This window comes from Streptomyces sp. NPDC053542 (assembly GCF_044544685.1).
Classification (GTDB): domain Bacteria; phylum Actinomycetota; class Actinomycetes; order Streptomycetales; family Streptomycetaceae; genus Streptomyces.
This window is the reverse complement of record NZ_JBITXL010000003.1, coordinates 786,564-813,310: the sequence shown is the minus strand read 5'-3', so window position 1 is coordinate 813,310 and position 26,747 is coordinate 786,564. Positions and strand designations below refer to the sequence as shown.

General features: G+C 72.7%; 24 protein-coding genes. 11 read left to right on the top strand and 13 right to left on the bottom strand.

Features of this window, described 5'->3' with window-relative positions; translation table 11 throughout:
• The first annotated feature begins 31 nt into the window (after nt 1-31).
• Both ACIGXO_RS11505 and ACIGXO_RS11500 read left to right on the top strand, forming a co-directional pair.
• Nucleotides 32-862, top strand: a complete 831-nt coding sequence (locus ACIGXO_RS11505; protein WP_399783694.1) for an SAM-dependent methyltransferase — start codon at nt 32-34, stop codon at nt 860-862.
• Nucleotides 863-1,015: 153 nt separating this feature from the next.
• Nucleotides 1,016-1,702, top strand: a complete 687-nt coding sequence (locus tag ACIGXO_RS11500) for an SDR family NAD(P)-dependent oxidoreductase (RefSeq protein WP_399783691.1) — start codon at nt 1,016-1,018, stop codon at nt 1,700-1,702.
• Here ACIGXO_RS11500 and msrA read toward each other — a convergent pair.
• Together msrA and ACIGXO_RS11490 are read right to left on the bottom strand one after the other, a co-directional pair.
• Nucleotides 1,687-2,346 carry a peptide-methionine (S)-S-oxide reductase MsrA gene (gene msrA / locus ACIGXO_RS11495; protein ID WP_399783690.1) on the bottom strand — a complete coding sequence of 220 codons (660 nt, stop codon included), beginning with the start codon at nt 2,344-2,346 and terminating at the stop codon, nt 1,687-1,689. The genes ACIGXO_RS11500 and msrA overlap by 16 nt on opposite strands.
• Before the next feature lie 98 nt (nt 2,347-2,444).
• On the bottom strand, nt 2,445-3,599 hold the full coding sequence (locus ACIGXO_RS11490; protein WP_399783686.1) for a hypothetical protein: 1,155 nt from the start codon (nt 3,597-3,599) through the stop codon (nt 2,445-2,447).
• Nucleotides 3,600-3,766: 167 nt separating this feature from the next.
• On the opposite strand from ACIGXO_RS11490, the gene ACIGXO_RS11485 reads away from it, so the two are divergent.
• Nucleotides 3,767-4,927: a cystathionine gamma-synthase gene (locus ACIGXO_RS11485; protein ID WP_399783683.1), complete on the top strand. Its 1,161-nt coding sequence runs from the start codon at nt 3,767-3,769 to the stop codon at nt 4,925-4,927.
• Nucleotides 4,928-5,005: 78 nt separating this feature from the next.
• Here the strand turns inward: ACIGXO_RS11485 and ACIGXO_RS11480 are convergent, their stop codons facing one another.
• From ACIGXO_RS11480 to ACIGXO_RS11470, 3 genes are all read right to left on the bottom strand, one after another.
• Nucleotides 5,006-5,257 carry a hypothetical protein gene (locus ACIGXO_RS11480; protein WP_399783680.1) on the bottom strand — a complete coding sequence of 84 codons (252 nt, stop codon included), beginning with the start codon at nt 5,255-5,257 and terminating at the stop codon, nt 5,006-5,008.
• Nucleotides 5,258-5,288: 31 nt separating this feature from the next.
• The gene (locus ACIGXO_RS11475; RefSeq protein ID WP_399783678.1) at nt 5,289-5,780 is read right to left on the bottom strand and encodes a sigma factor-like helix-turn-helix DNA-binding protein; all 492 of its coding nucleotides are present in this window, start codon (nt 5,778-5,780) and stop codon (nt 5,289-5,291) included.
• Nucleotides 5,781-5,911: 131 nt separating this feature from the next.
• Nucleotides 5,912-6,412 carry a MarR family winged helix-turn-helix transcriptional regulator gene (locus ACIGXO_RS11470; RefSeq protein ID WP_223733990.1) on the bottom strand — a complete coding sequence of 167 codons (501 nt, stop codon included), beginning with the start codon at nt 6,410-6,412 and terminating at the stop codon, nt 5,912-5,914.
• Between the two features lie 285 nt (nt 6,413-6,697).
• On the opposite strand from ACIGXO_RS11470, the gene ilvA reads away from it, so the two are divergent.
• From ilvA to ACIGXO_RS11455, 3 genes are all read left to right on the top strand, one after another.
• A complete protein-coding gene (gene ilvA, locus ACIGXO_RS11465) occupies nt 6,698-7,876 on the top strand; it encodes a threonine ammonia-lyase (RefSeq protein WP_399783897.1) in 1,179 nt (392 codons plus the stop codon).
• A 298-nt stretch (nt 7,877-8,174) separates the two neighbouring features.
• Nucleotides 8,175-9,143, top strand: coding sequence for an ATP-binding cassette domain-containing protein (locus ACIGXO_RS11460; RefSeq protein WP_399783674.1), 969 nt, complete (start codon nt 8,175-8,177; stop codon nt 9,141-9,143).
• Nucleotides 9,140-10,006, top strand: a complete 867-nt coding sequence (locus ACIGXO_RS11455; RefSeq protein ID WP_399783671.1) for an ABC transporter permease — start codon at nt 9,140-9,142, stop codon at nt 10,004-10,006. The genes ACIGXO_RS11460 and ACIGXO_RS11455 overlap by 4 nt, the downstream gene beginning before the upstream one ends.
• A gap of 163 nt (nt 10,007-10,169) precedes the next feature.
• On the opposite strand, the gene greA is transcribed toward ACIGXO_RS11455, so the two are convergent.
• The gene (greA, locus tag ACIGXO_RS11450) at nt 10,170-10,667 is read right to left on the bottom strand and encodes a transcription elongation factor GreA (RefSeq protein WP_399783669.1); all 498 of its coding nucleotides are present in this window, start codon (nt 10,665-10,667) and stop codon (nt 10,170-10,172) included.
• Between the two features lie 200 nt (nt 10,668-10,867).
• Entirely contained in the window at nt 10,868-11,290 is a 423-nt protein-coding gene (locus ACIGXO_RS11445; protein WP_399783666.1) for a DUF4307 domain-containing protein, read from the bottom strand.
• 108 nt (nt 11,291-11,398) lie between these two features.
• Between ACIGXO_RS11445 and mca the strand changes: the two genes are divergently transcribed.
• Complete coding sequence (gene mca / locus ACIGXO_RS11440; RefSeq protein WP_399783663.1) at nt 11,399-12,271, top strand: mycothiol conjugate amidase Mca; 873 nt, start codon at nt 11,399-11,401, stop codon at nt 12,269-12,271.
• Between the two features lie 4 nt (nt 12,272-12,275).
• Nucleotides 12,276-12,599, top strand: a complete 324-nt coding sequence (locus ACIGXO_RS11435) for a hypothetical protein (RefSeq protein ID WP_399783660.1) — start codon at nt 12,276-12,278, stop codon at nt 12,597-12,599.
• Between the two features lie 168 nt (nt 12,600-12,767).
• Here ACIGXO_RS11435 and ACIGXO_RS11430 read toward each other — a convergent pair whose 3' ends face one another.
• The 4 genes from ACIGXO_RS11430 to ACIGXO_RS11415 form a co-directional block, all read right to left on the bottom strand.
• On the bottom strand, nt 12,768-16,064 hold the full coding sequence (locus ACIGXO_RS11430) for a tetratricopeptide repeat protein (protein ID WP_399783657.1): 3,297 nt from the start codon (nt 16,062-16,064) through the stop codon (nt 12,768-12,770).
• Nucleotides 16,065-16,243: 179 nt separating this feature from the next.
• The gene (locus ACIGXO_RS11425; protein ID WP_399783654.1) at nt 16,244-16,621 is read right to left on the bottom strand and encodes a hypothetical protein; all 378 of its coding nucleotides are present in this window, start codon (nt 16,619-16,621) and stop codon (nt 16,244-16,246) included.
• 47 nt (nt 16,622-16,668) lie between these two features.
• Complete coding sequence (locus tag ACIGXO_RS11420; protein WP_399783651.1) at nt 16,669-18,069, bottom strand: cryptochrome/photolyase family protein; 1,401 nt, start codon at nt 18,067-18,069, stop codon at nt 16,669-16,671.
• A gap of 85 nt (nt 18,070-18,154) precedes the next feature.
• The gene (locus ACIGXO_RS11415) at nt 18,155-19,708 is read right to left on the bottom strand and encodes an SDR family oxidoreductase (protein ID WP_399783648.1); all 1,554 of its coding nucleotides are present in this window, start codon (nt 19,706-19,708) and stop codon (nt 18,155-18,157) included.
• Nucleotides 19,709-19,924: 216 nt separating this feature from the next.
• Between ACIGXO_RS11415 and ACIGXO_RS11410 the strand changes: the two genes are divergently transcribed.
• Both ACIGXO_RS11410 and ACIGXO_RS11405 read left to right on the top strand, forming a co-directional pair.
• Nucleotides 19,925-21,955, top strand: coding sequence for a thioredoxin domain-containing protein (locus ACIGXO_RS11410; protein ID WP_399783645.1), 2,031 nt, complete (start codon nt 19,925-19,927; stop codon nt 21,953-21,955).
• A gap of 121 nt (nt 21,956-22,076) precedes the next feature.
• Nucleotides 22,077-23,096, top strand: a complete 1,020-nt coding sequence (locus ACIGXO_RS11405) for a zinc-binding dehydrogenase (protein WP_399783642.1) — start codon at nt 22,077-22,079, stop codon at nt 23,094-23,096.
• A 281-nt stretch (nt 23,097-23,377) separates the two neighbouring features.
• On the opposite strand, the gene ACIGXO_RS11400 is transcribed toward ACIGXO_RS11405, so the two are convergent.
• Entirely contained in the window at nt 23,378-24,100 is a 723-nt protein-coding gene (locus ACIGXO_RS11400) for a hemolysin III family protein (RefSeq protein WP_399783639.1), read from the bottom strand.
• A gap of 228 nt (nt 24,101-24,328) precedes the next feature.
• Here ACIGXO_RS11400 and ACIGXO_RS11395 point away from each other — a divergent pair, with 228 nt between their 5' ends.
• Nucleotides 24,329-26,155, top strand: a complete 1,827-nt coding sequence (locus ACIGXO_RS11395; RefSeq protein ID WP_399783636.1) for a phosphoenolpyruvate carboxykinase (GTP) — start codon at nt 24,329-24,331, stop codon at nt 26,153-26,155.
• 152 nt (nt 26,156-26,307) lie between these two features.
• Here the strand turns inward: ACIGXO_RS11395 and ACIGXO_RS11390 are convergent, their stop codons facing one another.
• Nucleotides 26,308-26,712 (bottom strand): hypothetical protein, encoded by a 405-nt coding sequence (locus ACIGXO_RS11390; RefSeq protein ID WP_399783633.1) that lies wholly within the window; start codon nt 26,710-26,712, stop codon nt 26,308-26,310.
• Between the last annotated feature and the right edge of the window lie 35 nt (nt 26,713-26,747).

The window sequence follows — 26,747 nt, the reverse complement described above, 5'->3', positions numbered from 1 at the left end:
TGCGCCGGTACCGGCCGGAAGGGGAACGGGCATGGCCGACGGCCACGGACGCACGGAGTCGAAGCCGAGGTCCCGGATCGACACCGGGACCGCGCACAACGCCCGGGTCTGGAACCACTGGCTCGGCGGCAAGGACAACTACGCCGTCGACCGCGAGGTCGGTGACCACATCGCCGGCCTGTATCCGAGCATCGGCGAAGTGGCCCGCGCCGACCGGGCGTTCCTCGGCCGGGCCGTGCGATACCTCGCGGGCGAGGCGGGCGCCCGCCAGTTCCTGGACATCGGCACCGGCCTGCCCACCGCCGACAACACCCACGAGGTCGCCCAGCGCGTCGCGCCCGACTGCCACGTGGTCTACGTCGACAACGACCCCACCGTCCTCACCCACGCCCGCGCGCTGCTGACCAGCGCCCCGGGCGGCGCCACCGACTACATCGACGCGGACGCGCACGACCCGGACGCGATCCTGCACGCGGCCGCCCGCACCCTCGACTTCGGCCGCCCCGTCGTGATCATGCTCCTCGGCATCCTCAACTTCATGCCCGACACCGAGCGGGCGCGGCGGACCGTGGACCGGCTGCTCGCCGCCGTACCGTCCGGCAGCCACCTCGTCCTCACCCACCCCACCCTCGAACTGGGCGGTGAGGGCAACGCCGAGGCGATGCGCTTCTGGAACGAGCACGCCACCCCGCCGATCACCGCCCGCAGCGGCGCGGAGATCGCCCGCTTCGCCGCGGGCCTGGAGCTGCTCCCGCCCGGCCTGGTCTCCTGCACCCGCTGGCGCCCGGACCCCACCCCCGACGGCAGCCCCGCCGAACCCCCGCAGGTCGCCCAGTACGCCCTGGTGGCCCGCAAGCCCTGAGGGCTTCCTTCTCCCATTTGACCCCGGGCGTTGACGGCCTGGTGTCACCGGGCGTGGAGCGGGCACACCAAGGAAACGCACCCGACAAGTGATCAAGTGATCAGCCGGCGCGGCCGCGGCAGTACGGGCCCGCCGGCGCGGAGAGGAGCAGCGGTGGCCAAGACGCTCGTGGTGGTCGGTGCCGGTCCGGGGCGGGGCATGGGGGTGGCCCGCGCGTTCGGGCGCCACGGTTACCGGGTCGGGCTCGTCGCCCGTACGAAGGACCGGCTGGACTCCCAGGTCGCCGAGCTGGCCGGGCTGGACATCCCCGCCGCCGCGTTCCCCGCGGACATCCGCGACCGCGACGCCCTGGCCGCCGCGCTGGCGCAGGCGACCGAAGCCCTGGGCCCGGTGGACGTCCTCGACTACGCCCCGGGCCCGTCAGGCCCGGTCACCCACGCCACCCAGACCACCGCCGCCGCGGCCACCGCCCAGTTCGATCTCTACGTCCTGGGTGCCATCACCGCCGTGGGCCAAGTCCTCCCCGACATGCTCAACCGCGCCTCGGGCACCCTTCTCCTCACCACGGGCCCGGCGGCGACGGTCCCCGCCCCGGCCCTCGCCAACGCCGGCCTGGCCATGGCAGCCCTCCGTAACTACGCCCAGACCCTGCACGCCGAACTCGCCCCGCACGGCATCCACGCCGCCACGGTCACGGTGACGTCCCCGCCGGCGTCCGCGGCCGCGGCGGACACCATCGGCGCGGCCTACTACGCCCTGCACGAGGACCGCGGCCCGGCCGAAGCCTTCATCGGCCCCACGGGAGCACTCGGCCCCCAGCCGCCTCAGTCGTCCGCCTGAGCCACGCCCACCGGGCAGCTCACGCCCGTGCCGCCGATGCCGCAGTAGCCTGCCGGGTTCTTGTCGAGGTACTGCTGGTGGTAGGGCTCGGCGGGGTAGAAGGGGCCCGCGGGGAGGAGTTCGGTGGTGATGTCGGCGTAGCCGGAGGCGGAGAGGACCTTCTGGTAGGCGTCGCGGGACGCCTCGGCCGTCGCGGCCTGCTCGGGGGAGTGGGTGTAGATCGCGGAGCGGTACTGCGTGCCGACGTCGTTGCCCTGGCGGAAGCCCTGGGTGGGGTCGTGGGACTCCCAGAAGACCTTGAGCAGGGTGGCGTAGGAGACCTTCGCGGGGTCGAAGACGACGCGGACCGCTTCCGTGTGGCCGGTGTGGCCGCTGCAGACCTCTTCGTACGTGGGGTTCGGGGTGTGGCCGCCCTGGTAGCCGACGAGGGTCGTCCATACGCCGTCCGTCTGCCAGAACTTGCGCTCGGCGCCCCAGAAGCAGCCCAGCCCGAAGTCGGCGATCTCCAGGCCCTCCGGGTACGGGCCGAGCAGGGCGTTGCCGAGGACGGTGTGGCGCTCGGGGACCGTGAACTCCGGCTCGGGGCGGCCCTTCAGCGCCTCGTCGGCGGTGGGGAGGTGGTTCTTGAAGCGGGAGAACAGCATCGTGATCAGGCTCCGGAGGGACGAGGAGACGAAAAGGGGTCGGGGGCGGGCGGTGACTCGGTGTCGGGGGAACGTCCCGCGGGGGCGGGGAATTCCGTTCAGAACGGGGGGCGGTCCGGCGGGAGCGTTGCCGGGGTGCCGCCCTGGGACTCCCAGCCGGCGACGGCGAGGGCGCGGTAGGTGGCGTACGCGGCGGCCGGCTGCGGGTGGTACGACCAGGGCACCGCGCCGACATGACCGTCCACCAGGCGCAGCTGCTCCATGGCCTCGGCGTACCGCTCCGCCTGGACGAGGAACCAGATGAGGAGGTGGCGGACGTGCGGCGCCACCGGATGGTCGGCCGGGGCCTGGCGCAGCGCGAAATGCGCGCCCTCGATGGCGCGCTCCACGACCGCGCTCTGGAAGAGGCTGCGGACCATGTTCGCCTCGGGGAGGTGGTCGTACACGGAGAAGAGCGGGAGGGCGGGGAGGAGCGACTTCGCGGGGGCGCCCGCGGCCGCGCGCTCGGTGAACGCGTCGGCGTCCTCCTTGGAGCCGTGCCACTTCTCCGACCAGTACGGCAGGGCGGCCAGATGCGCGCCCATGTGATGCGGGGCGCGCTGGACGACCTTGGACCAGAGCTCTTCGTAATCGGGGCGGCGGTCACCGAGCCCGCGGGCCGCGGCCAGCTCGATGATGTACGGGACCGGGCTGCCGGGGGCCAGCAGCCGCGCCTCGTGGCAGACCGTACGGGCCTCTTCCAGGATCATGCGGAAGTCCTGCGAGCCGGGGTCGCGCAGGGCCTGGACCACCAGGAACTGGGCGTGCGTCTGGGCGCCGCCGGAGTCCTTGGGCTTCTCGGAGCGCCAGGTGCGCAGCCAGATGCCGCCGCGGGAGCCGCCCGGTGTCTCGGAGTGCGGACCCGGCGCGCCGTCCTGGCCGGGCGCCGACGCGAACGCCGCGGCGCCCGCCAGCGACTGGACGCGCTGCCAGCGCCGCTCGTCGCCCTCGGGGGTGCGGGCCAGCAGCTGGGAGGCCGGCCGCCAGTCCTGCGTGCGGGCGATCTCCGCCAGCGCCTCCGCCAGCTCCGGGTCGGGCCCGGGCAGCCGCGCGTCCAGCTGCTCGGCGGGGACGAAGCCGTACCCGGCCATGGGGTCGGCGACCGACGCCAGGCCCCGGCCGGCCTGCTGGAGCGTGCGCCGGCGCCGCGCCAGGGGATAGCCGATCAGCCCCGCGATCGCGAGGAGGGCGATAAGGGCGAGCAGTGCTTCCATGAGCAGTCAGTCGTTTCCAGGTCGGTAGGGCCGGTTGCGTGCGTCGGGTCGGCCGGGTCGGCCGGGTCGGTCGGATGTCGCACGGTGTCTTGTTCTCTTTCCACTCTCCAGCGAAGCAGAAAGTTCCTGACTGCGTGCGAGCCTGTGGACGACTACCCTCGTCAGCCATGAGTGATCAGCGCGGACAGCGCCACCAGCACTTCGAAACTCTCGCCATTCACGCAGGTCAGGAGGCTGACCTGGCGACCGGCGCGGTATCGGTGCCCATTTACCAGGTGTCCACCTACAAGCAGGACGGGGTGGGCGGGCTGCGCGGCGGCTACGAGTACAGCCGCAGCGCCAACCCGACCCGTACGGCCCTGGAGGAGAACCTCGCTGCCCTGGACGGCGGCCGCCGCGGCCTCGCCTTCGCCTCCGGCCTCGCCGCCGAGGACTGCCTGCTGCGGACCCTCCTCGTCCCCGGTGACCACGTCGTCATCCCCGACGACGCGTACGGCGGCACGTTCCGCCTCTTCGCGAAGGTCGCCGAGCGCTGGGGCGTGGAGTGGTCGGTCGCCTCCTCCTCCGACCCGCGGGCCGTACGGGAAGCGGTCCGGCCGCGTACGAAGGCGATCTGGGTCGAGACGCCCAGCAACCCGCTGCTCGGCATCACCGACATCGCCGCCCTCGCCGACGTCGCGCGCACCGCGGGCGCCAGGCTCGTCGTCGACAACACCTTCGCCAGCCCCTACCTCCAGCAGCCGCTCGCGCTCGGCGCCGACGTGGTCGTGTACTCGACGACCAAGTACATGGGCGGCCACTCGGACGTGGTGGGCGGCGCGCTGGTCGTCGACGACGACGCGCTGGGCGAGGAGCTGGCCTTCCACCAGAACGCGATGGGCGCGATCGCCGGGCCGTTCGACGCCTGGCTGGTGATGCGCGGCATCAAGACGCTCGCCGTACGGATGGACCGGCACAGCGCCAACGCGGCGCGGGTCGCGGAGCTGCTGGCCGCGCACCCGAAGGTGACCAAGGTGTACTACCCGGGGCTGCCCGACCACCCCGGCCACGAGACCGCCGCCAAGCAGATGCGGTCTTTCGGAGGCATGGTGTCCTTCCAGGTCGCGGGCGGGGAGCAGGCCGCGGTGGACGTCTGCGACCGGGCGAAGCTGTTCACGCTGGGCGAGTCGCTGGGCGGCGTGGAGTCGCTGATCGAGCACCCCGGCCGGATGACGCACGCCTCGGCGGCGGGCTCCGCGCTGGAGGTACCGGCCGACCTCGTACGGCTCTCGGTCGGCATCGAGTCCGTCGACGACCTGCTCGCGGACCTGACGCAGGCGCTGGGCTAGGACGGCGACGGGCCGGGACGGCGCTGGATCAGGACGGAGCTGGGCCAGGACGCGGGTTCGCGTCACCGGCGGTACGCGTCACCAGCCCTCGAGCGGGGGCGTCGTGCGGGTCGGCGGCGGCATCCACGGCTGCTGGGTGACCGCCCAGACCGTGAACGCCACGGCTGCCAGGAACAGCAGCAGCCAGCCGGCCCGCTCCAGCCGGCGCCGCCGCAGCAGCAGCCGGCGGCCGCGCGCGGCGGCCCGCAGCGCGAGGTCGGGCGGGACGAGGGGGTGCGGCCCGTCGAGCATCCGCCGCACCTCGGCCTCCTTGCGGTCGGGCGGATTCACGACGCCGCCGCCCCGGCCGCGGCGCGCGGGCTCACGACGCCGCCGCCCCGGTCCCCGCGGCGGCGGGCGGCGGCCCGGCGCCGCGTCCGGTGCTGCGCAGCTCCGCGATCGCGTGCAGGCACAGTGCGTGCACGCGCTCGGCGGGCAGGCCCAGCAGGGCCGCGGTCTGCTCCTCGGCGACGCCCTCGTACAGCCGCAGGACGAGAACCAGCCGTTCCTGCGGGGTGAGCCGGTCCAGCAGGCCGCCGCGCGGCCGCCGGTGGCGCCACGCCGTACGGGCGAACTGCCCGGCCAGCTCCTGGCGGGTGCGGTCGTAGGGGTCCTCGCCGCGCAGCCGGTCCCAGGACGCGTACGTACGGGCCAGCGCGACGGTCAGCAGTTCTTCGGCGGCGGGCGCGGGGGCGCCGGACGGTTCGGCCGTCAGCAGCGTGGCCGTGCGCAGCAGCCGGCCCGCCGCGCCCGCCACGAAGGCTTCGAATTCCTGGGCGCGGCGGTGCTCCAGTGCTGCCCGCCGCTCTCGCACAGCGCCTCCCGGCTCGCGGGCCCGGCGGCCCGGCCATGGCTCCATGGCACGGCAGCGCGGGGCAGGAGGTCAAGAGCCGTGCGGCAGGCGGTGCGTCCCGTGCAGCCGTGCCCGGGCTTCGCGGGCTCCGTTCAGGAGGCCGGCGTCCCCGGGGACAGCGAGGCCGTGACCGTCGAGAGCGAGGTGTTGAAGCGGGTCAGGAGCGTGGTGAAGGCGTTGCGCTCCTCCTCGCTCCACTCCTCCGTGACCAGCGCCATCAGCTCGCGGCGCGAGGCGCGTACCTCCTCCAGGCGGGCCCGGCCGCGCTCGGAGAGCTGCAGGACGACCGCGCGCCCGTCCTCCGGGTGCGAGGCGCGGGTGACCAGGCCCGCGTCGACCAGCGGCGCGACCTGGCGGGTGACCGTGGAGGAGTCGATGCCCATGCCGGCGGCCAGGGCCTTGACGCCCATCGCGCCCTCCTGGTCGAGACGGTTGAGCAGCAGGTAGGCGGCGCGGTCCATGGAGTTGCGCGCCTGCCCGACCCCGCCGAGCCGGCTCTGCTCGGCGCGGCGGGCGAAGACGGCCACTTGATGTTGCAGCGCGTCAAGAAGAGCGGGGTCGGTGTGGGTCGTCATGTCCGAAGAGGTGGGCATGGCCGGTTGCTCGCTTCATGGGGGTGCGTACGGATTGGGGGACAGAGTACGCGGCCCGCGCGGGGACCGTACCGGCGCTGACCAAAGATGTACGGCCGCGGGGCGGCTCTCCGGGCCGCGGGCGCCCGCGGCGGCGCGAGCTGTAAGACTGGCGCCATGGCCGATCACACGCCGCAGACGCCCGCTTCCGCCGCATCCGGGGCCACCGGTCCCGCGGCGGCCGCCGCCGTTCCGCGGGCCACCGCAGACACAGGGGTGCTTCCCGCCGTCACGCTTGACGACATCATGGGAGCGCAGAAGCTGCTGTCCGGGGTGAGCCGGTCCACCGCCATGGAGGGCAGCCGTTACCTGTCCGGGCTGGTGGGCGCGCCGGTGCACTTCAAGTGCGAGAACCTCCAGCGCACCGGCTCGTTCAAGATCCGCGGCGCGTATGTGCGGATCGCCGGGCTCTCCGCGGAGGAACGTTCCTGTGGAGTGGTGGCGGCGAGCGCCGGCAACCACGCGCAGGGCGTGGCGCTCGCCGCCTCCCTGCTGGGCGTCCGCTCCACCGTCTTCATGCCGGAAGGGGCACCGCTGCCCAAGGTCGCCGCGACCCGCGACTACGGCGCCGAGGTGCGGCTGCACGGTCAGGTCGTCGACGAGACGCTGGCCGCCGCGCAGGAGTACGCCCGCGAGACGGGGGCGGTCTTCATCCACCCCTTCGACCACCGCGACATCATCGCGGGGCAGGGCACGGTCGGCCTGGAGATCCTGGAGCAGTGCCCCGAGGTCCGCACGATCGTGGTCGGCATCGGGGGCGGCGGGCTCGCCGCGGGCGTCGCGGTCGCCGTGAAGGCGGTACGGCCCGACGTACGGATCGTCGGCGTGCAGGCGGCGGGCGCCGCCGCGTACCCGCCCTCGCTCGCTGCCGGGCGCCCCGTCTCGATCGAATCCCCGGCCACGATGGCGGACGGCATCAAGGTCGGGCGGCCGGGCGACGTGCCCTTCGGGATCATCGGCGAGCTGGTCGACGAGGTCCGTACGGTCTCCGAGGACGCGCTCTCCAGCGCCCTGCTGCTCTGCCTGGAGCGGGCGAAGATGGTCGTGGAGCCGGCCGGCGCGAGCCCGGTCGCCGCGCTGCTGTCGGAGCCGGCGGCGTTCCAGGGGCCGGTGGTCGCGGTGCTCTCCGGCGGCAATGTCGACCCGCTGCTCACCCAGCGCATCCTGCGGCACGGCATGGCCGCGGCCGGCCGCTACCTGTCGCTGCGGCTGCGCCTGACGGACCGCCCGGGCGCGCTGGCGACGCTGCTGGGCGTGCTGTCCGAGGCGGACGCCAATGTGCTCGACGTGAGCCATGTACGGACCGATCCGCGGCTCGGCATCACGGAGGCCGAGGTCGAACTGCACCTGGAGACGCAGGGTCCGGAGCACTGCACGGAGGTCGGCACGGCGCTCCACGAGGCGGGGTACACGGTGATCGCCTGACCGCGCGCGTCCGGGCACTGTCCGGGCGCGCACGCCAGAACACGACATATATCGCTGCGGCCGATGCCCCCCTGGGGCATCGGCCGTTGGCATGTGTCCGAGAGCGCACACGGAGCCACGGGTATCGCGATGTATCGCGTCTGGGTGTAACATCCGTGGAACGGTCGCTGAAAGGCATGCCGGAACGGTCCCGTTCTGTGGCGCAATCGTGGCGTCCCGTGACGCCGGTCGTCCGCTGAGCGGGTGAAGTCCGGCAAACGTAAGATTTCCCTCGAAACCCAACCCCGGGAGTGCCTAGATGCCAGGCGCTATTCACGCCGAGGGTCTCGTGAAGACCTTCGGCGAAGTCAGGGCTCTGGACGGCGTCGACCTCGACGTCCCCGAAGGAACCGTCCTCGGTCTGCTCGGCCCGAACGGCGCCGGCAAGACCACCGCCGTCCGGGTCCTGACGACCCTGCTGCGGCCCGACCGCGGCACCGCGGAGGTGGCCGGGATCGACGTACTGAAACACCCCGACGAAGTGCGGCGCGCGATCGGCCTGTCCGGCCAGTTCGCCGCCGTGGACGAGTACCTGACCGGCCGCGAGAACCTCACCATGGTCGGCCGGCTGTACCAGATGGGCGCGAAGGCGGCGAAGGCCCGGGCCGGCGAGCTGCTCGACCGCTTCCACCTCGCCGACGCGGGCGACCGGCCCGCGAAGACCTACTCCGGCGGCATGCGGCGCCGCCTCGACCTGGCCGCCGCGCTGGTCGTCAGCCCGCCCGTGATGTTCATGGACGAGCCGACCACCGGCCTGGACCCGCGCAACCGCCAGCAGCTGTGGGACGTCATCCAGGAGCTGGTCGCGGGCGGTACGACGCTGCTGCTCACCACCCAGTACCTCGAAGAGGCCGACCATCTCGCGCACGACATCTGCGTGGTCGACCACGGCCGGGTCATCGCACGCGGCACGTCCGACGAGCTCAAGGCGCGGACCGGCGGCGAACGCGTCGAGGTCGTCGTGCACACGCCCGAGCAGCTGAGCACCGCCGACGAGGTGCTGCGCGGCTTCGGCAAGGGCGGCACCAAGGTCGAGCCGCACACCCGCAGGATCACCGTGCCGGTCAGCGGCGGCGCGAAGCTGCTCGCCGAGGTCATCCGCGAGCTGGACGCCCGGGCCGTCGAGATCGACGACATCGGGCTCCGCCGGCCGACCCTGGACGACGTCTTCATCTCGCTGACCGGCCACGCGGCCGAGACGCCGGCCGAAGAGGAGGAGGCCGCATGAGCGTCATGACGGAGGCGTCCCGGCGGGCCGGTGCGCCGCAGCCGGGCGGCTTCGGGCGGTCCGTACGGGACTCGCTCGAGGTCGCCCAGCGCAACCTCATCAGAATGCTGCGCATCCCGGAGGTGGTGATCTTCGGGCTGGTGCAGCCGATCATGTTCGTGGTGCTGTTCAGCTATGTCTTCGGCGGCGCGATCCAGCTGCCGGGGCAGCAGGGGCCGATCGACCCCGCGCAGTACCGTGCCTTCCTGATGGCGGGCATCTTCGCGCAGACCGTCACCTTCGCCACGGCGGGCGCGGGCGCGGGCATCGCCGACGACATGCACAAGGGCCTGATCGACCGCTTCCGGTCGCTGCCGATGGCCCGCGGCGCGGTCCTTACGGGGCGCACGCTCGCCGACCTCGTACAGACCGCGCTCACCCTCGTCGTCATCGCGGGCGTCGCGCTGATCATCGGCTGGCGCACGCACGAGAACCTCGGCAAGGTACTGGCCGGATTCGGTCTGCTGCTGCTCCTCGGGTACGCCTTCTCGTGGATCGGCGCGCTGATCGGGCTGTCCGTGCGGACCCCGGAGGCGGCCACCTCCGGCGGCCTGATCTGGCTGTTCCCGCTGACCTTCGTCTCGAACGCGTTCGTGCCCTCGGACTCCATGCCGGCGTTCCTGCAGCACCTCGCGGAGTGGAACCCCTTCAGCGCCACGGTGCAGGCCACGCGCGAGCTCTTCGGCAATCTGCCGCCCGGCTATCCGGTGCCGGACGCCTGGCCCATGCAGCACCCGGTCCTGGCCTCGGTGCTGTGGTCGGTCGTCATCATCGCGGTCTTCCGCACGCTGGCGGTACGGAAGTACCGGTCGGCGACGGCGTGAGCGGGCGCGGCGCGCTGGAGCGTCCGGGCGCGCCGCGGGGCGCGTGCGGGCACGCCGGGCGCGGCGCGCGGGCACGCAGAAGGGCCCGGGTCTGCCGACCCGGGCCCTCGTTGGTGTGCGGTGCGACCGCCGCGTGTCGCGGGCGCTGCCGTGGTCCGCGGGCTCAGCCCGAGTAGGGCTTGGCCTCCAGGATCTTCACGGCCGCCTTCTTGCCGTTCGGCAGCTCGTACTCAGCGGTCTCGCCGACCTTCTTCCCGTTGACCCCGGTGCCCAGCGGGGACTGCGGGGAGTACGTCTCGATGTCCGAGCTCGCGTACTCCCGCGAAGCCAGCAGGAACGTCAGCGTGTCGTCCGGGTCTCCGTCGAACGCGATGGTGACGACCGTGCCGGGTGCCACGACACCCGCGGCGGCGGGAGCCTCGCCGACCTTCGCGGTTTCCAGCAGCTGCTTGAGCTGGCGCATGCGAAGGTCCTGCTTGCCCTGCTCTTCCTTGGCCGCGTGGTACCCGGCGTTCTCCTTCAGGTCACCTTCCTCGCGGGCCGCCGCGATCTTTTCGGTGATCTCGGCGCGTGCGGGACCAGACAGGTACTCCAGCTCGGCCTTGAGCTGGTCGTACGCCTCCTGGGTCAGCCAGGTGACGTTGTCGCTGGTCTGGGTCACAGGTGCTCCTCGTCGGTACTGGGGATAAATCAAACGCCCTACCAGGAAGGCTTGCGCCTTCTCGGGTGGGCGAAACCACGAGCCTAACAATTACGGCACAAAAGGGGGAGCGGTAAACCGCAAAAAACACGTCACCGCTGGTCAGGGCGGCCGTCAGGCGTTTTCGGGCGAGTCCCGGAACGGGCGCCGCCGGCCGGCTCTCAGCTACTTGCGCCCGGGGCGTCCGAGGCCGTGCAGCCGACCAGCTCGGCGTTGGTCGCCCGGGCCGTCGTCCGGATCGTGATCACCGTGTCGACCTGGCCCTTGGCCTGATCCACCGGGACGTCCTTGCGGCCGACCTCGGCGCCGTCGGCGGACTGCGAGCGCAGCGTGCACACGCCCTTCGCGTCCGCGTCCTTCACGACCTCCAGATGCGCCTGCACCGCCGAGTCGGAGACGACCTTGTACGAGACGAGGCGGCCGCTGAGGTCCTGCCCGGCGATGTAGGAGATGCCGAACCAGGCGATCACGCCGACCAGCGCGGCGCCGAGCACCGCGCCGATGACCTTGAGCTTGCGGTCGGCTCGCTCGTCGGCGGTACGGCCGTACCGTCCGTCGGGCAGTCCGTCGCGCACCGCGGCCATGATCTTCCTCCTGGTAAGGGGGACCTGGAATTAAATGCCCCCTCGCTTCGGTCACTATAGAAGGCGTCGTTCCACGGCGTCCCATGACCCTTGACTGAGGATCGAGTCTTGACTGAGCAGCTGCGAATGATGGCGGTGCACGCCCACCCCGACGATGAGTCGAGCAAGGGCGCGGCCACCATGGCCAAGTACGTGTCCGAGGGGGTGGACGTGCTGGTCGCTACCTGCACCGGGGGAGAGCGCGGCGACATCCTCAATCCCAAGCTCCAGGGCGACCCGTACATCGAGGCGCACATCCACGAGGTGCGCAAGAAGGAGATGGACGAGGCCCGGGAGATCCTGGGCGTCAAGCAGGAGTGGCTGGGCTTCGTGGACTCCGGGCTGCCCGAGGGCGACCCGCTGCCGCCGCTGCCCGAGGGCTGCTTCGCGCTCCAGGACGTCGAGGCCGCGGCCGAGCCGCTGGTGAAGCTGATCCGTTCGTTCAAGCCGCAGGTCATCACGACGTACGACGAGAACGGCGGCTACCCGCACCCCGACCACATCATGACCCACAAGATCTCGATGGTGGCCTTCGATGCGGCCGGTGACCCCTCGAAGTACCCGGACGCGGGCGAGCCCTACCAGCCGCTGAAGCTCTACTACAACCAGGGCTTCAACCGGCCGCGCACGGTCGCGCTCCACGAGGCGCTGCTGGAGCGCGGCATGGAGTCGCCGTACGGCGAGTGGCTGGAGCGCTGGAAGTCCTTCGAGCGGGCCGAGCGCACGCTGACCACGTACATCCCGTGCGCGGACTACTTCGAGATCCGGGACAAGGCGCTGATCGCGCACGCCACGCAGATCGACCCCGACGGCGGGTGGTTCCGCGTCCCGATGGAGATCCAGAAGGAGGTCTGGCCCACGGAGGAGTACGAGCTCGCCAAGTCTCTGGTGGACACCTCCCTCCCCGAGGACGACCTCTTCGCAGGCATCCGCAACAATTGACCTCATGATGAGCGCGACCAGCACCCTCGCCATGACTCATCTCGTCCCCCTTGCCAAGGAGCTGGACGAGAACAAGGTGACCCCCGGAGTCCTTGGCTTCATCGTCTTCGCGGTCATCGGCGGCGCCGTCTGGCTGCTGATGAAGTCGATGAACAAGCACATGCGGAAGGTCGACTTCGAAGAGAAGCCGGACGCGGCGACCGCCAAGGGCGGCGACGCGGCCGGTACCGACGGCGCCGCCGCGGACGGCGGTGACGGGGCGGAGGCGCCGGCGAAGAGCACCGCTGCGCCGGCGGCTCCGGCCGAGGGGGCTCCGAAGACCAGCTGAGCGGGGGCGGCGGCCACCCTCGGTGGCTGCTGCCCGTCCCGTTCCGCGGCCCCGCGCCGCCCGGCCGGTCCGGCATACCGCCCGGCCGGGCTTCGCGCTGCCCTGGGCGGCGGGCCGCCCCCACCCCGCAGCGGGCTGCGCGCTCGCCTGTTGCGGGAGCGCGGCCCGTTACGACGGTGTCGTCCGCGGTCCGTCCGTCCTGCGTATGGACTCCAGCGGAACGCCCATGATTTCGCGGGCGTGGCGGGTCGGGACCATGCCCAGGCGCCATGCCTGCCAGCCGGTCTCCGGCTCGACGCCGCGGTCCAGCAGCACGGCGTACGCCTCGGCGCAGTCCTCCAGCTTGGAGTCGCGGGCCGGGTGCGGGGAGCGCCGCAGCTCCGCCAGCTCCTCCTGGGCGACGGCCGTGCCCACCACCGAGCCGCCCGGCGAGGCCAGCGGCAGCAGTGTGCAGCGCAGGAAGCGGGCCCAGTCCTCGCCGCGCCGGTCGCCGTAGCCCGCGAAGATCTCCGCCGCCTCGTCGGCCAGCTCCAGGGCCTGCGCGCTCCGGCCGTTCCCCGCGTCGATGACCGCCAGCTCCAGGCAGGACCACGCCTCGCTGTGCGGCACCCCGATCCGCTGGAAGTCCCGGCGGGCGTCCTGCAGCAGCTGGCGCGCGAAGCCGCTGTTGCGCAGCGAGCCGGTCTGCGCGGCCCGCAGGTCACGGGTGATCCGCCCGGAGTGGTGCCGGGCGCACGCCAGGCCGTACGCGTCCTGCATCCGGCTGAACATCGTCCGCGCCCGGTCCAGCTGCCGCACGCCCCCGTCCTTGTCGCCGGTCTCCTCCAGCGCCTGGCCGAGGTAGTACAGCGTCCACGCCTCGCCCCGGGCGTCCTCGTGCCGGCGGTGCAGCGGGAGGGCCTGGCGCAGCTGGTCCACCGCGGGGCCCGGGTCGCCGTCCACCAGCCGGGCCCGGGCCAGCTGGGTCATCGCCCACGCCTCGCCGCGCTCGTCGTGCGTGCGGCCGTACAGCTCCAGCGCCTCCTGGAGCTCGCGCTCGGCCCGCGGCACATCGCCCTGGCGCAGGCACGCCTGGCCGAGCTGGAAGTGCGCCCACGCCTGGCCGTGCACGCTCTCGCTCTCCCGGTGCAGCTCCAGCGCCTCGTCGAGCAGCGCGAACGCCTCGGCCAGCTGGGCCCGGTCCCGCTCCACCGCCGCCAGCGCGTGCAGCGTCCACGCGCGGTCGCCGCGCATGGCGTCCCCGCCCTGCATCGCCAGGGCCTCCCGCAGCTTCGCCGCCGCCTCGGTGAGATTGCCCTGCTGCTGGAGGGTGATGCCCAGGTCGCGCAGGGCGCGCGCCGCGCCCGCCGGATGCTCCGCCTCGAAGTACAGGTCGACCACCGAGGACAGCGTCGTACGCGCCTTGTCCAGCTCGCCGAGCTGCCGGGCCGCGACGCCGGTGCGCCACTGGACCGAGCGGGCCAGCAGGCCCTTGTCGGCGGCCTTCGTCAGCTCGTTCAGCTCGCCGAGGCGGTACAGGTCGCCGCGGAGCAGGCAGTAGTCCGCGAGCGCGCCGAGGAGGTGGGAGAGCGTGGCCTGGTCCACGTCCTGGTCGGCGTGGCGCAGCGCGGCCGTGATGAAGCTGGTCTCGTCGTCCAGCCACTGCAGCGCCGCGTCGAGCGAGGTGAAGCCGTGCGAGCCGAAGCGGTCGGCGCGGGTGGAGGTGTTGCCGTCCACCAGGCGGATCACGGAGTCGGCCAGCTCGGCGTAGCTGCGCATCAGCCGCTCCTGGGCGGTGGACCGCTCGGCCGGGTCCTCCTCGTCCAGCAGCCGGGCGTGCGCGAAGCGGTGCACCAGGGAGTGCAGGCGGTACCGGCTGCCGCGGACGTGCTCGACGAGACCGGCCTCGGCCAGCCGGCCCAGCCGCCGCTCCGCTTCCTCCTCCTCGACGCCCAGCAGCGCCGCCGCCGCTGCGGTGCCCAGGCTGGCCCGCCCGACCAGCGCCAGGCGGCGCAGCAGCCGCCGCTCCGTCTCGGACTGATCGGCATACCGCAGCCACAGGGCCCGCTCCACGGGCGTCACCGGGCCGTAGGCCGCGAGATCCGCCGCGAGCGTCGCCGGATCGCGCCGGCCGAGCGAGGAGCCCGCCACCCGCAGCGGCAGCGGCAGCCCCGCGCACAGCTCGCCGATCCGGTCCAGCGCCTGGGAGTCGTACGGCCCGGCCGCGTCCTCGCTCTCCGTACCGGCGGCGCGCAGCAGCTCCTCGACGCCCGCGGTGTCCAGCGGGCCCACCGGCAGCTGGTGCACCCACGCCGGCAGCCCCTCAGGCAGGTCCAGCGGCTCCCGCGCCGTGACCAGCACCAGGGACTCCGAACGGTCCGGCACCAGCGTGCGGACCTGCTCCGGGTCGGTGGCGTCGTCGAGCAGGACCACCACCGGGAGATTGGTCAGATGCTGGTGGTACAGCTCCGTCAGCCGCTTCACGTGCTGCTCGGGCGAGGGCCGCTCGCGGAACAGCAGCTGCTCGCGCGGCGCCCCGAGGCGGTTCAGCAGGTGCAGCAGCGCGTCCCGGGTGGGCAGCGGGGTCTCGCCCGGGGTCTCGCCGCGCAGGTCCACCACGCACGCCCCGCGGAACTGGTCGCGCAGCTGCCGCGCGGCCCGCACCGCGAGCGCCGTCCGCCCCGAGCCCGGCTCGCCGTGCAGCACCACCACCGTCGGCTTGGTCTCCGTACTGGCGCGGGCGGCGTGCACCCACTGGGTGATCTGCGTCAGCTGGGGCCGCCGGCCGGCGAACGGGCCCTGGGGGTCGGGGAGATGGTGGAAGGACTCGGCCAGCACCGACCGCCGGCGGGCCGCCGCGCTGCGGTCGCCGCCGCGCAGCTGCGGCCCGCGCCCGGCCGTCCCGGCGCCCTTGCCGCTGCCCGCCCCGCTGTTCCGCGTCGCCGCCGTCAGCATCCGCTGCTGGTCCAGGAACGGGCGGATGCCGCGCACCTCCAGGGCCGTCAGCCACTGCAGCCGCAGCTGCTCGGGGCCGCCCGGCTGGCCGCGCATCCCCGCCTGCTGGTGCGCGGCCGGCCAGTGCCCCGCCGTCAGCTTCAGGACCGTCGCGGCGGCCCCCGCGACCGCCACCGCGGCGCCCGTGCCCAGCGCGGGCCCCGGGCCCGTGCCGTACGCCAGGTCGGCGGCGACGGCGGTGACCGCCGCGACCAGCGTGACCACCGCCGGCGTGCCGGTCTCCTTGCGGGTCAGCCGCTCCGTCAGCGGCCGCCGCGCCGCCGCGGCCTCGTCCAGCGCGCGCACATACGCGCCGTACTCCTCGGCGGCGCCGGCCGCCAGCTGGTCCAGCGCGTCGCGGGCCCTGCCGAGCAGGACACCCCCGTCGACGCGCCCGCCCGAGCGGCGTACCTCTTCCTCGACCGCGCGCGTCAACAGCGCGTCCGCGTCCGCGCGATGGGCGTCGCGCAGAACAGCCGATGAGCCCGTCATCCGGATCCCCCTCCAGCGATGATCGCTTTGTACGCCCAGTCTCCCGTCTCCCCGTCAATTCCGGCAGCCCTGTGGATAACTCCGCCCGGACGTGTCACATGGACGGCGGAGGCTGATGCCGCCGTGGCTGAGCAGAGACGCCCGAGGCGGACCCGGGGCGCCTGCCGCGGTCAGCCGGCTCAGTCCTCGCGGCCGGTGGCGAGCAGCCCGACGACGGACAGCGCGCCCCAGCCGAGGGACACCGCCACCGCTTTCCGCCGCGTGCCACGGCCGGGCAGGGACGCGCCCAGGAGCGCCGCGTCGCCGAAGTCCGCCGCGATCCGCACCAGTGCGGCCGTCCGGAGCGCCGTCCCGTCGCGCGGCGCGCACAGTATGGCGAGTCCGCTCGCCGCGTCGCGCCAGGCCAGCGGGCGCAGCGCGATGCGGGTCGCCGGTGCCGTCCGGCCGTCGTCGTCCACCAGCCCGGAGGGCTTGGCGAGCAGTTCGGGACGGGCCGCGACCACCAGCCCGTAGACGGCCGTCGCCGCCCCGACGGCCCGCAGAAGACCGACACGCATGCACTGCCTCCTCGTTTCTCTCCGGGCCCGTCCGGGCCCGGATGCGCTCAACCGGCCCGGCCACGGGCCCGTTGGAAACGGTCCCTGCCGTCGGAGAGCGCGACGATGGGATCGGGATAGTCGTACCGGGCCCGCTCCGGTCCCGGCAGTTTCCACGGTTCGTGCACGGCCGCCCCCGCGATTCCGGCCAGTTCGGGCACCCAGCGGCGGACATACGTGCCGTCGGGGTCGTACCGCTTGCCCTGAAGCACGGGGTTGAGCACGCGGTTGGGCCGGCTGTCCGTGCCGGTGCCGGCCACCCACTGCCAGTTGAGCTGGTTGTTCGCGATGTCTCCGTCCACCAGCAGGTCCAGGAAGTGGCGGGCGCCGATCCGCCAGTCGACATAGAGGGTCTTGGTCAGGAAGCTCGCGACGAGCAGCCGCCCTCGGTTGTGCATCCAGCCTTCGTGGGCGAGCTGGCGCATCGCCGCGTCCACCACCGGGTATCCCGTACGGCCCGCCTTCCAGGCGGCGATCTCCCGTGACGCCGCCGGCTGCGACCGCCAGCGGTCGTGCCGGGTCCGGTAGTCCGCGACGGCCGCCGCGGGCCGGGCCGCCAGCACCTGATGGTGAAAGTCCCGCCAGCACAGCTGCCGGACGAACGCTTCGGCACCCGCCCCTCCGGCGCGGCGCGCACGGTGGACGAGCTCCGCGGGGGAGAGCGTGCCGAAGTGCAGATGCGGCGAGAGCCGGGAGGTCGCGTCCCCGGCCAGATCGTCGTGGCGGTCTTCGTACTCCGCGAGGCCGGCCCGCCGCCATGCCGTCGCGCGCTTACGGCCTTCGGTCTCCCCGCCCGCGGCCAGCCCCTCCGACACCCCGGTCACCGACGCACGGGAGGGCAGTTCCTCCGACGCGACGTCACTGGGCACGCGTACCGCTCCCGGAGCGGCCGAGGGAGTCCGCCCGAACACCTGCGACCAGCGGCGGAAGTACGGCGTGAACACCGCGAAGTGGTCCGATCCCGCCGGAGTCACCGCGCCGGGCGGGACCGCGGTGGTCACCGCGTCGTGCACGCGCAGGCGCCGGCCCGCCGACTCCAGGGCCTCCCGGAGCCGGGCCTCCCGCAGCAGCGCGAACCGGCTCACTCCGGCGGCCATGTGCACCTCGTGCGCCTCCACTTCCGCGGCGACCCGGCACACCTGTTCCACCGTGCTGCCCGAGCGCACCACCAGCCGGCCGCCGCGGTCACGCAGGGCCGCATCGAGGTCGGTCAGGCAGTCCGCCAGGAACGCCCGGCGATTCGGCGCGGCGAAGCCCGCCGCTTCGATGGCGGTGTCACGTACGAACAGCGGCAGCACTTCTTTTGAGGAGCCCTTTGAGGAGCCCTTTGCGGAGGCGAGCGCCGCGCGCAGCGGCGGGTGGTCGTGCACCCGCAGATCTGCGGTGAACAGAACGATCGGGACGGTCATCGCGCCACTCCTGGTCGGGGCCGGTCAAGGGGACGGCCCACTGTCAACTGCGCGGGCGCTCGGGCGGTATCGGGGGCCGCGGCTGTCATTCAGGCACTGCGCGGCGCGTTCCGCTGCCTCCGTGACCGGTCGTGGCCCTGGCGGCGGCCAGCGCGATATTGCGGGCCATACCGCCGAACACCGCGGCGTGGAAGGGCGACACGCTCCACCAGTACGCGTGTCCCAGCAGGCCGCGCGGGTGGAAGAGGGCCCGCTGGCGGTAGCGGGTGCGGCCGGCCTCGTCCCGGTCCGCGCGCATTTCCAGCCAGGCCAGGCCGGGCAGCCGCATCTCGGCGCGCAGCCGCAGCAGCCGTCCCGGTTCGATCTCCTCGACGCGCCAGAAGTCCAGGGAGTCCCCCGCCCGCAGACGGTGGGGGTCACGCCGGCCGCGGCGCAGTCCGACGCCGCCGATCAGCCGGTCCAGCCGGCCGCGTACGGCCCAGGCGAGCGGGAAGGAGTACCAGCCGTTGTCGCCGCCGATGCCTTCGATGACGCGCCACAGCGCTTCCGGCGAGGCGTCGACGGCCAGCTCCCGCTGGTCCGTGTACAGGCTGCCGCCGGTCCACTCGGGATCGGTGGGCAGCGGGTCGCTGGGTGCGCCGGGCACCGCGGCGGACGACCAGCGGGTGGTCACCTGCGCATCCCGTACGCGACGCAGCGCCAGCTCGAGTGCGGTGTTGACGGTGACCGGCTGTCCCGGCCGGTCGGGGACGTACCGCGCGATGTCGTGCTCGTGGCAGACGACCTCGTGGCGCAGGGATTCGGTGAGCGGCCGGGCGATCGAACCCGGCACGGGCGTGACCAGGCCGACCCAGAGGCTGGACAGCCGCGGCGTCAGGACCGGTACGGGCACGATCAGACGCCGGGGCAGGCCGGCGACCTCGGCGTAGCGGCGCATCATCGCCACGTACGTGAGGACGTCCGGCCCCCCGATGTCGAAGGCGCGGTTCACCTCGGGAGGCATGGCGGCGCTGCCGACGAGATACCGCAGCACGTCCCGCACGCCGATCGGCTGGATCCGGGTGCGCACCCACTTGGGGGTGACCATGACCGGCAGCCGTTCGGTGAGGTAGCGCAGCATCTCGAAGGACGCCGAGCCGGAGCCGATGATCACCGCGGCGCGCAGCACGGTGGCGGGCACCTCCGCATCCAGGAAGATCCGCCCCACTTCGGCCCGGGAGCGCAGATGCGGTGACAGTTCCCGTTCGGGCACGTCCTGCGGGGTGAGACCGCCCAGGTAGACGATGCGCCGCACGCCCGCGGCGGCAGCCTGCTCGCTGAAGACGCGCGCGGCCTCCCGGTCGGTGGCCTCGAAGCCGGAACCGGTGCCCAGCGCGTGGACCAGGTAGTACGCGACGTCGATGCCCTGCATGGCCGCCCGGACGGACGCCTCGTCGGTCACATCGCCACGGACCACCTCCGCCCGGTCGGCCCACGGGTGGTCGCGGAGCTTTCCGGGCGACCGGGCCAGGCACCGCACCCGGTGGCCGGCCGCCAGCAGCTCCGGCACCAGCCGGCCCCCGATATAGCCCGTCGCCCCGGTCACCAGGCAGGCCGGCCCCGGACGTGTCCGCGACCCCGCGCCCTCGTCGCCCCTCATGAACGCCTCCGCTCGGCTTCGGGTCCTGCCTCCCACTTTTCCCTGCCCTGGACCCTCTGGCGACCGGTGCCGGGGCCCGCCGAATCCGGCAGCCCTGTGGATAACTCCGCCCGGACGTGTCACACGGACCGTGAAACATCCGCCGTGCCGGGCATTGCGGCCCCCGGCGGAACCGTCACGCACCGTCCGGGCGCACCCGTGCGAGAGGATGGCCCCATGCCGAACCGCCTGGCCCATGAAACTTCCCCCTATCTGCTCCAGCACGCCGAAAACCCGGTCGAGTGGTGGCCGTGGTCCACCGAGGCGTTCGAGGAGGCGCGGCGGCGCGGTGTCCCGGTGCTGCTCAGCGTCGGGTACAGCAGCTGCCACTGGTGTCACGTCATGGCGCACGAATCCTTCGAGGACGAGGCCACCGCCGCGCTGCTGAACGAGAACTTCGTGTCGGTGAAGGTGGACCGCGAGGAGCGCCCGGACGTCGACGCCGTGTACATGGAGGCCGTGCAGGCCGCCACGGGGCACGGTGGCTGGCCGATGACGGTCTTCCTCACGCCGGACGCCGAGCCGTTCTACTTCGGTACCTACTTCCCGCCGACGCCGCGTCATGGCATGCCCTCGTTCTCCCAGGTCCTGGAGGGCGTGAAGAGCGCCTGGGCGGACCGCAGGGAGGAGGTCGGCGAGGTCGCGGGGAAGATCGTGCGCGATCTCGCGGGCCGCTCGCTGTCGGCCGGCGGGGTACAGCCGCCGGAGCGCGAGGACCTGCTCGCCGCCCTCATGCAGCTGACCCGGGAATTCGACGCGAACCGCGGCGGATTCGGCGGCGCGCCGAAATTCCCGCCGTCGATGGTGCTGGAATTCCTGCTGCGCCACCACGCGCGCACCGATTCCGAAGGCGCGCTGCAAATGGTCACGGCGACCTGCGAGGCAATGGCGCGCGGCGGCATTTACGACCAGCTCGGCGGCGGCTTCGCACGCTATTCCGTGGACGCGGAATGGGTAGTTCCGCATTTCGAGAAGATGCTGTACGACAATGCGCTGCTGTGCCGGGTGTACGCGCACCTGTGGCGCGCCACGGGCTCCGGCCTCGCCCGCCGCATCGCCCTGGAGACCGCCGACTTCATGGTCCGCGAACTCCGCACCGACCAGCTCGGGTTCGCCTCCGCGCTGGACGCGGACAGCGACGACGGGTCGGGCAGGCACGTGGAGGGGGCGTACTACGTCTGGACGCCCGAGCAGCTGACCGAGGTGCTGGGGGAGAAGGACGCGCAGGTGGCCGCCGACTACTTCGGCGTCACCGAGGAGGGCACCTTCGAGGAGGGCGCCTCCGTGCTCCAGCTCCCGGACACCGACGGCCTGCTGGACGCCGACCGGATCCAGGGCATCAAGGAGCGGCTGCGCGCGGCGCGTGACGAACGGCCCCGTCCCGGCCGGGACGACAAGGTCGTGGCCGCCTGGAACGGCCTGGCCATCGCCGCGCTCGCGGAGACCGGTGCGTACTTCGAACGGCCCGACCTGGTCCAGGCCGCGACCGACGCCGCCGACCTGCTGGTCCGCGTGCACATGGACGGCCGCGCGCGGCTGCACCGCACGTCGCGCGACGGCGTCCCCGGCACCAACTCCGGTGTCCTGGAGGACTACGCGGACGTCGCCGAGGGCTTCCTCGCGCTGTCCCAGGTGACCGGCGAGGGCGTCTGGGCGGACTTCGCGGGCCTGCTCCTGGACACCGTGCTGATCCACTTCCGGGGGCCGGACGGCTCGCTGTACGACACGGCCGACGACGCGGAGACGCTGATCCGCCGACCGCAGGACCCGACCGACAACGCCGTGCCCTCGGGATGGACCGCGGCGGCCGGCGCCCTGCTCTCGTACGCGGCGCTCACCGGCAGCTCGCCGCACCGGGAGGCGGCCGAGCAGGCGCTCGGCATCGTCAAGGCGCTCAGCGGCCGCGCCCCGCGCTTCATCGGCTGGGGGCTCGCGGCCGCCGAGGCCCTGCTGGACGGCCCGCGCGAGGTCGCGGTGGTCGGCCCGTACGACGACGAGGCCACCCGCGAACTGCACCGCGCCGCGCTGCTGGGCACCGCGCCCGGCACGGTGGTCGCCGTCGGCGAACCCGGGAGCGAGGAGGTGGCGCTCCTGAAGGACCGGCCGCTGCTGGGCGGCCGCCCCGCCGCCTACGTGTGCCGCGACTTCACCTGTGAGCGGCCCACCGCCGACCCGGGCGAACTGGCGGAGCGCCTGAAGGAGCACTGACCACAGCGCCTGAAGGAGCGCTGACCGCGGGGGAGCGGGCCCGTCTCCGTACCGGCGTACGGATTCGCGCAACTGTGCGGATTCGTACCGTCGTACGGAGACGGGCACTAGCGTCGCTCCCATGACCATCCGCAGTGAAGTGCCCACCACCCACCGCGAAGTCCGGCTGGCCGCCCGCCCCACGGGTGCGGTCACCGACGCACTCTTCGAGATCGCCGAAGTGCCCGTACCGGAACCGGCGCCCGGTCAGATCCTCGTCCGCACCACCACCATGGGCGTCGCGGCCGTGATGCGCACCCTCATGGACGAGCAGAGCGCCGTGCCGATGCCGCCCTACGAGATCGGCGCCCCGCTGCACGGCGCCGCCGTGGGCGAGGTCGTGGCCGCGCCCGGTACCGACTTCGCCCCCGGTGACCTGGTGGAACACCGTCTCGGCTGGCGCGAGTTCGCCGTCATGGACGCCTCTCAGGCGCAGCGCCTGGAGCCGGACCTGCTGCCCGACCCCGGTGCTTACCTCTCGCAGGGGCCGACCGCCCTGATGGGCATCGGGCGGGGTGCGGACGTGCGCCCCGGGGACACCGTGTTCATCACCGGGGCGGCCGGCGGCGTGGGGTCGCTGGCCGGGCAGCTCGCCAAGCAGCGCGGCGCGGTACGCGTCATCGGCAGTACGGGCTCCCGCGCCAAGGCCGAGCGGCTCATGGACGGGCTCGGTTACGACGCGGTGGTGATCCGGGGCGAGGGGCCGATCCTGGACCAGCTGCGCAAGGCGGCGCCGGACGGCGTCGACGCGCTCTTCGACAACGTGGGCGGCGAGCAGCTGCAGGCCGCCCTCACCCTCGCCAACCGCGGTGCCCGGATAGCGATCGTCGGCGCGCTGGCCGCCCAGATGTCCGCCACCGGGACGGCCATGACGGAGATCGACACGCTGTCGGTCCTCGCGCGCGGCATCACGCTGCGCGGCATGGCCCTCTTCGACCACCTGGACCTCGTCCCGGAGTGGAACCGGCAGTTCGGCCAGGGGCTGCGCGACGGCACGCTCACCTTCCCGCACGTGCGGTTCCAGGGAATCGAGCAGGCCCCGCGCGCGCTGCGCGAGTTGACCGAGGGCCGCCACCTCGGCGCGGTGCTCGTGGACCTGTAAGGCAGCCCGGCCCGCCTCCTGCGGCCGCCCCAGCCGCCCCGACCGCCCCGGCCCCCTCCGGCGGTCTCCCCGTTGTCAGTGGGATGTGTAACGCTCTAAGAGCGCACAGTCACATTCAGTGAGAGCTGGAGGGGGTGTTGCGGATGCGTACTGCCATGCACGGAGCGGTCGTTGCGGCCGCCGCGGTGTGTGTGGGCGGCTTCCTGGTGGGCGGGACCGCGGTGGTCCTCGCCCTGGTGCTGGCCGGGGTGACCGCCGTGACCTGGCAGGTGGCCGCGGGGTCAGGCGTGCGAATAGGCCACCAGCGAGATGCCCACGTAGTGCACGACGAAGGCCGCGAGGGTGAAGGAGTGGAAGACCTCATGGAAGCCGAACCACCGAGGTGACGGGTTCGGGCGCTTGATCCCGTAGATCACGCCGCCCGCGCTGTAGAGCAGCCCGCCGACGATCACGAGCACGAGGACGGCGATGCCGCCCTTCTGCAGGAAGTCCGGGAGGAAGAAGACCGCCGCCCAGCCCATCGCGATGTAGCACGGCGTATAGAGCCATCGCGGCGCGCCGACCCAGAAGACGCGGAAGGCGATGCCGAGGGCGGCGGCCACCCAGATGCCCCACAGCAGAAGATCCCGGCGGCCGTCCGGGAGCAGCAGGATCGTCAGCGGGGTGTAGGTGCCCGCGATGATCAGAAAAATATTGGCGTGATCCAGCCGGCGCAGGATCCCCAGCACTCGTGGGCCCCAGTTGCCCCGGTGGTATATCGCGCTGACGCCGAAGAGCAGGCAGGCGGTGAGCGTGTACACGCCGCACGCCACCCGGCCCCGGGTGCTGTCGGCCAGTGCGGTGAGCATGACACCCGAGAAGAGGACCGCCGGGAACATTCCGGCGTGCAGCCACCCCCGGAGCTTCGGCTTCAAGGGGGTGGCCAGCGCGGAGACCGCGGAGGTCACGGCCTGAGCTGTGCTTTCGGCAGTGCGGGTGTCGGCGGCTTCGGGCGCGGAAGACATGGCCGCCACCCTATCTACGCCACCGTAAGTTACGGATCAGTCCGCTGAGTGGTGACGGTCACGAGGGGGCCCTCTGGACAGAATCCGGTCGGGGACGGATGATCATATGAGTGCGGTCGGCACCGGATGAGCGGTCACGAAGCATCCGGGTCGCAGCCCCCAAGGGGCCAACATCTTCAAAAGCGGACATTGTGCTGATGTTCGTCAACCCCTCATCTAGGAGCGATCGTGGCGCGCGACAACGCGGCTCCCTCCCTCAAGCACCCGACCAACCACCAGGAGCTCATCGCCTGGGTCGATGAGATCGCGTCGATCACCCAGCCGGACCGCATCGTGTGGTGCGACGGCTCTGAGGCGGAGTACGACCGCCTGTGTGAGGAACTGGTCGCCAAGGGAACGTTCAAGAAGCTCGACCCGATCAAACGGCCCAACTCCTACTACGCGGCCTCCGACCCGAGGGACGTCGCCCGTGTGGAGGACCGCACCTTCATCTGTTCCGAGAAGGAGGAGGACGCGGGTCCGACGAACCACTGGAAAGCCCCCGCGGAGATGCGGGAGATCTTCTCCGGTGAGCAGGGCATCTTCCGCGGCGCGATGAAGGGCCGGACGATGTACGTCGTCCCGTTCTGCATGGGCCCGCTGGGTTCGCCGCTCTCCGCGCTCGGCGTGGAGATCACCGACTCGGCATACGTCGCCGTCTCGATGCGCACCATGACCCGCATGGGCCAGCCGGTCCTGGACGAGCTGGGCTCCGACGGCTTCTTCGTCAAGGCCGTGCACACCCTCGGCGCCCCGCTCGCGGAGGGCGAGCAGGACGTGCCGTGGCCGTGCAACTCCACGAAGTACATCTCGCACTTCCCCGAGGACCGCGAGATCTGGTCCTACGGCTCGGGCTACGGCGGCAACGCCCTGCTCGGCAAGAAGTGCTACGCGCTGCGCATCGCCTCCGTCATGGCGCGTGACGAGGGCTGGCTCGCCGAGCACATGCTGATCCTCAAGCTCACCCCGCCGCAGGGTGAGCCGAAGTACGTCGCGGCCGCGTTCCCGAGCGCCTGCGGCAAGACCAACCTCGCGATGCTGGAGCCCACGATCTCCGGCTGGACGGTCGAGACCATCGGCGACGACATCGCCTGGATGCGCTTCGGTGAGGACGGCCGCCTCTACGCGATCAACCCCGAGGCCGGCTTCTTCGGCGTCGCGCCCGGCACCGGCGAGCACACCAACGCCAACGCCATGAAGACCCTGTGGGGCAACTCCGTCTTCACCAACGTCGCGCTCACCGACGACGGCGACGTCTGGTGGGAGGGCATGACGGAGGAGACCCCCGCCCACCTCATCGACTGGAAGGGCAACGACTGGACCCCGGAGTCGGAGACCCCGGCGGCGCACCCCAACGCCCGGTTCACCACCCCGGCCGGCCAGTGCCCGATCATCGCGCCCGAGTGGGAGGACCCCAAGGGCGTGCCGATCTCGGCGATCCTCTTCGGCGGCCGCCGCGCCAGCGCGGTACCGCTGGTCACCGAGTCCTTCGACTGGCAGCACGGCGTCTTCCTCGGTGCCAACGTCGCCTCGGAGAAGACCGCCGCGGCCGAGGGCAAGGTCGGCGAGCTGCGCCGCGACCCGTTCGCCATGCTGCCGTTCTGCGGCTACAACATGGGCGACTACATGGGCCACTGGGTCAAGGTCGGCAAGAACGCCGACCCGGCCAAGCTGCCCAAGATCTACTACGTCAACTGGTTCCGCAAGAACGACGAGGGCAAGTTCGTCTGGCCCGGCTTCGGCGAGAACAGCCGCGTCCTGAAGTGGATCGTGGAGCGCCTGGAGGGCAAGGCCGAGGGCGTCGAGACCCCCATCGGCATCCTGCCGACCAAGGAGTCGCTGGACACCGAGGGCCTGGACCTGCCCGAGGCGGACCTGGACTTCCTGCTCAGCGTCGACAAGGACGTCTGGCGCGACGAGGCGTCGCTGGTCCCCGAGCACCTCAACACCTTCGGTGACCACACGCCGAAGGAGATGTGGGACGAGTACCGCGCGCTGGTAAAGCGCCTCGGCTAACCCTTTTTTGCGGCTGAACCGCCGCCGCTCTCGCGGAGGTGGTTGCTCGCCGCGGGGGTTCCTCAATTGATGGCTGAGGTGGAAGTCCGGGGGCGGGCCGGAGTGAGCACCGCCCGCCCCCGGACGTCTTGGGCCCCTGCCCGGGGCGGGGGTCAGGCCGTGGCCAGCTTCCCCGCTTCGGAGTGTGCCTTCAGCAGCTCGGCGGCGAGCTCCGCGGCCGCCTTGTCGCCCCGGGAGTTCGCCACGACCAGGGCGTTCCCCGCGAGGGTGTGGACGCGGCGGTGGAGCGAGGGGAGCCGCTCCGGGTCGCCGCCGGACGGCCGGGCGCGCAGCGGGAAGTCGCCGCCGCGCAGCCGGGCGACCTGCTCGGCGAGCCGGTCGGCGGCGTCGTCGAGCGAGCCGTCGGGCGTCAGCGCGCGCAGCTCGTCGAGGGTGGTCAGCAGTGCGGTCAGATGCCCGGCGAGCCGGATGTCCAGCTCCTCCTCGCGGGAGCGGTGCGGAAAGTCATCCTGCTCGGCCATGGTGTGGACCGACTTGGTGCGGATCGGCTCGTACATGGAATGGCCTCCTGGCAACGTCAGGAGACCATCCT

What these genes read in the sequence shown, in the direction of transcription:
- ACIGXO_RS11505 (WP_399783694.1), top strand. Translation starts at nt 32, where the DNA reads ATGGCCGACGGCCACGGACGCACGGAGTCGAAGCCGAGGTCCCGGATC.
- msrA (WP_399783690.1), bottom strand. Translation starts at nt 2,346, where the DNA reads ATGCTGTTCTCCCGCTTCAAGAACCACCTCCCCACCGCCGACGAGGCG.
- ACIGXO_RS11490 (WP_399783686.1), bottom strand. Translation starts at nt 3,599, where the DNA reads ATGGAAGCACTGCTCGCCCTTATCGCCCTCCTCGCGATCGCGGGGCTG.
- ACIGXO_RS11485 (WP_399783683.1), top strand. Translation starts at nt 3,767, where the DNA reads ATGAGTGATCAGCGCGGACAGCGCCACCAGCACTTCGAAACTCTCGCC.
- ACIGXO_RS11470 (WP_223733990.1), bottom strand. Translation starts at nt 6,412, where the DNA reads ATGCCCACCTCTTCGGACATGACGACCCACACCGACCCCGCTCTTCTT.
- ilvA (WP_399783897.1), top strand. Translation starts at nt 6,698, where the DNA reads ATGGGAGCGCAGAAGCTGCTGTCCGGGGTGAGCCGGTCCACCGCCATG.
- ACIGXO_RS11460 (WP_399783674.1), top strand. Translation starts at nt 8,175, where the DNA reads ATGCCAGGCGCTATTCACGCCGAGGGTCTCGTGAAGACCTTCGGCGAA.
- ACIGXO_RS11455 (WP_399783671.1), top strand. Translation starts at nt 9,140, where the DNA reads ATGAGCGTCATGACGGAGGCGTCCCGGCGGGCCGGTGCGCCGCAGCCG.
- ACIGXO_RS11445 (WP_399783666.1), bottom strand. Translation starts at nt 11,290, where the DNA reads ATGGCCGCGGTGCGCGACGGACTGCCCGACGGACGGTACGGCCGTACC.
- ACIGXO_RS11435 (WP_399783660.1), top strand. Translation starts at nt 12,276, where the DNA reads ATGATGAGCGCGACCAGCACCCTCGCCATGACTCATCTCGTCCCCCTT.
- ACIGXO_RS11430 (WP_399783657.1), bottom strand. Translation starts at nt 16,064, where the DNA reads ATGACGGGCTCATCGGCTGTTCTGCGCGACGCCCATCGCGCGGACGCG.
- ACIGXO_RS11425 (WP_399783654.1), bottom strand. Translation starts at nt 16,621, where the DNA reads ATGCGTGTCGGTCTTCTGCGGGCCGTCGGGGCGGCGACGGCCGTCTAC.
- ACIGXO_RS11420 (WP_399783651.1), bottom strand. Translation starts at nt 18,069, where the DNA reads ATGACCGTCCCGATCGTTCTGTTCACCGCAGATCTGCGGGTGCACGAC.
- ACIGXO_RS11415 (WP_399783648.1), bottom strand. Translation starts at nt 19,708, where the DNA reads ATGAGGGGCGACGAGGGCGCGGGGTCGCGGACACGTCCGGGGCCGGCC.
- ACIGXO_RS11410 (WP_399783645.1), top strand. Translation starts at nt 19,925, where the DNA reads ATGCCGAACCGCCTGGCCCATGAAACTTCCCCCTATCTGCTCCAGCAC.
- ACIGXO_RS11405 (WP_399783642.1), top strand. Translation starts at nt 22,077, where the DNA reads ATGACCATCCGCAGTGAAGTGCCCACCACCCACCGCGAAGTCCGGCTG.
- ACIGXO_RS11400 (WP_399783639.1), bottom strand. Translation starts at nt 24,100, where the DNA reads ATGTCTTCCGCGCCCGAAGCCGCCGACACCCGCACTGCCGAAAGCACA.
- ACIGXO_RS11390 (WP_399783633.1), bottom strand. Translation starts at nt 26,712, where the DNA reads ATGTACGAGCCGATCCGCACCAAGTCGGTCCACACCATGGCCGAGCAG.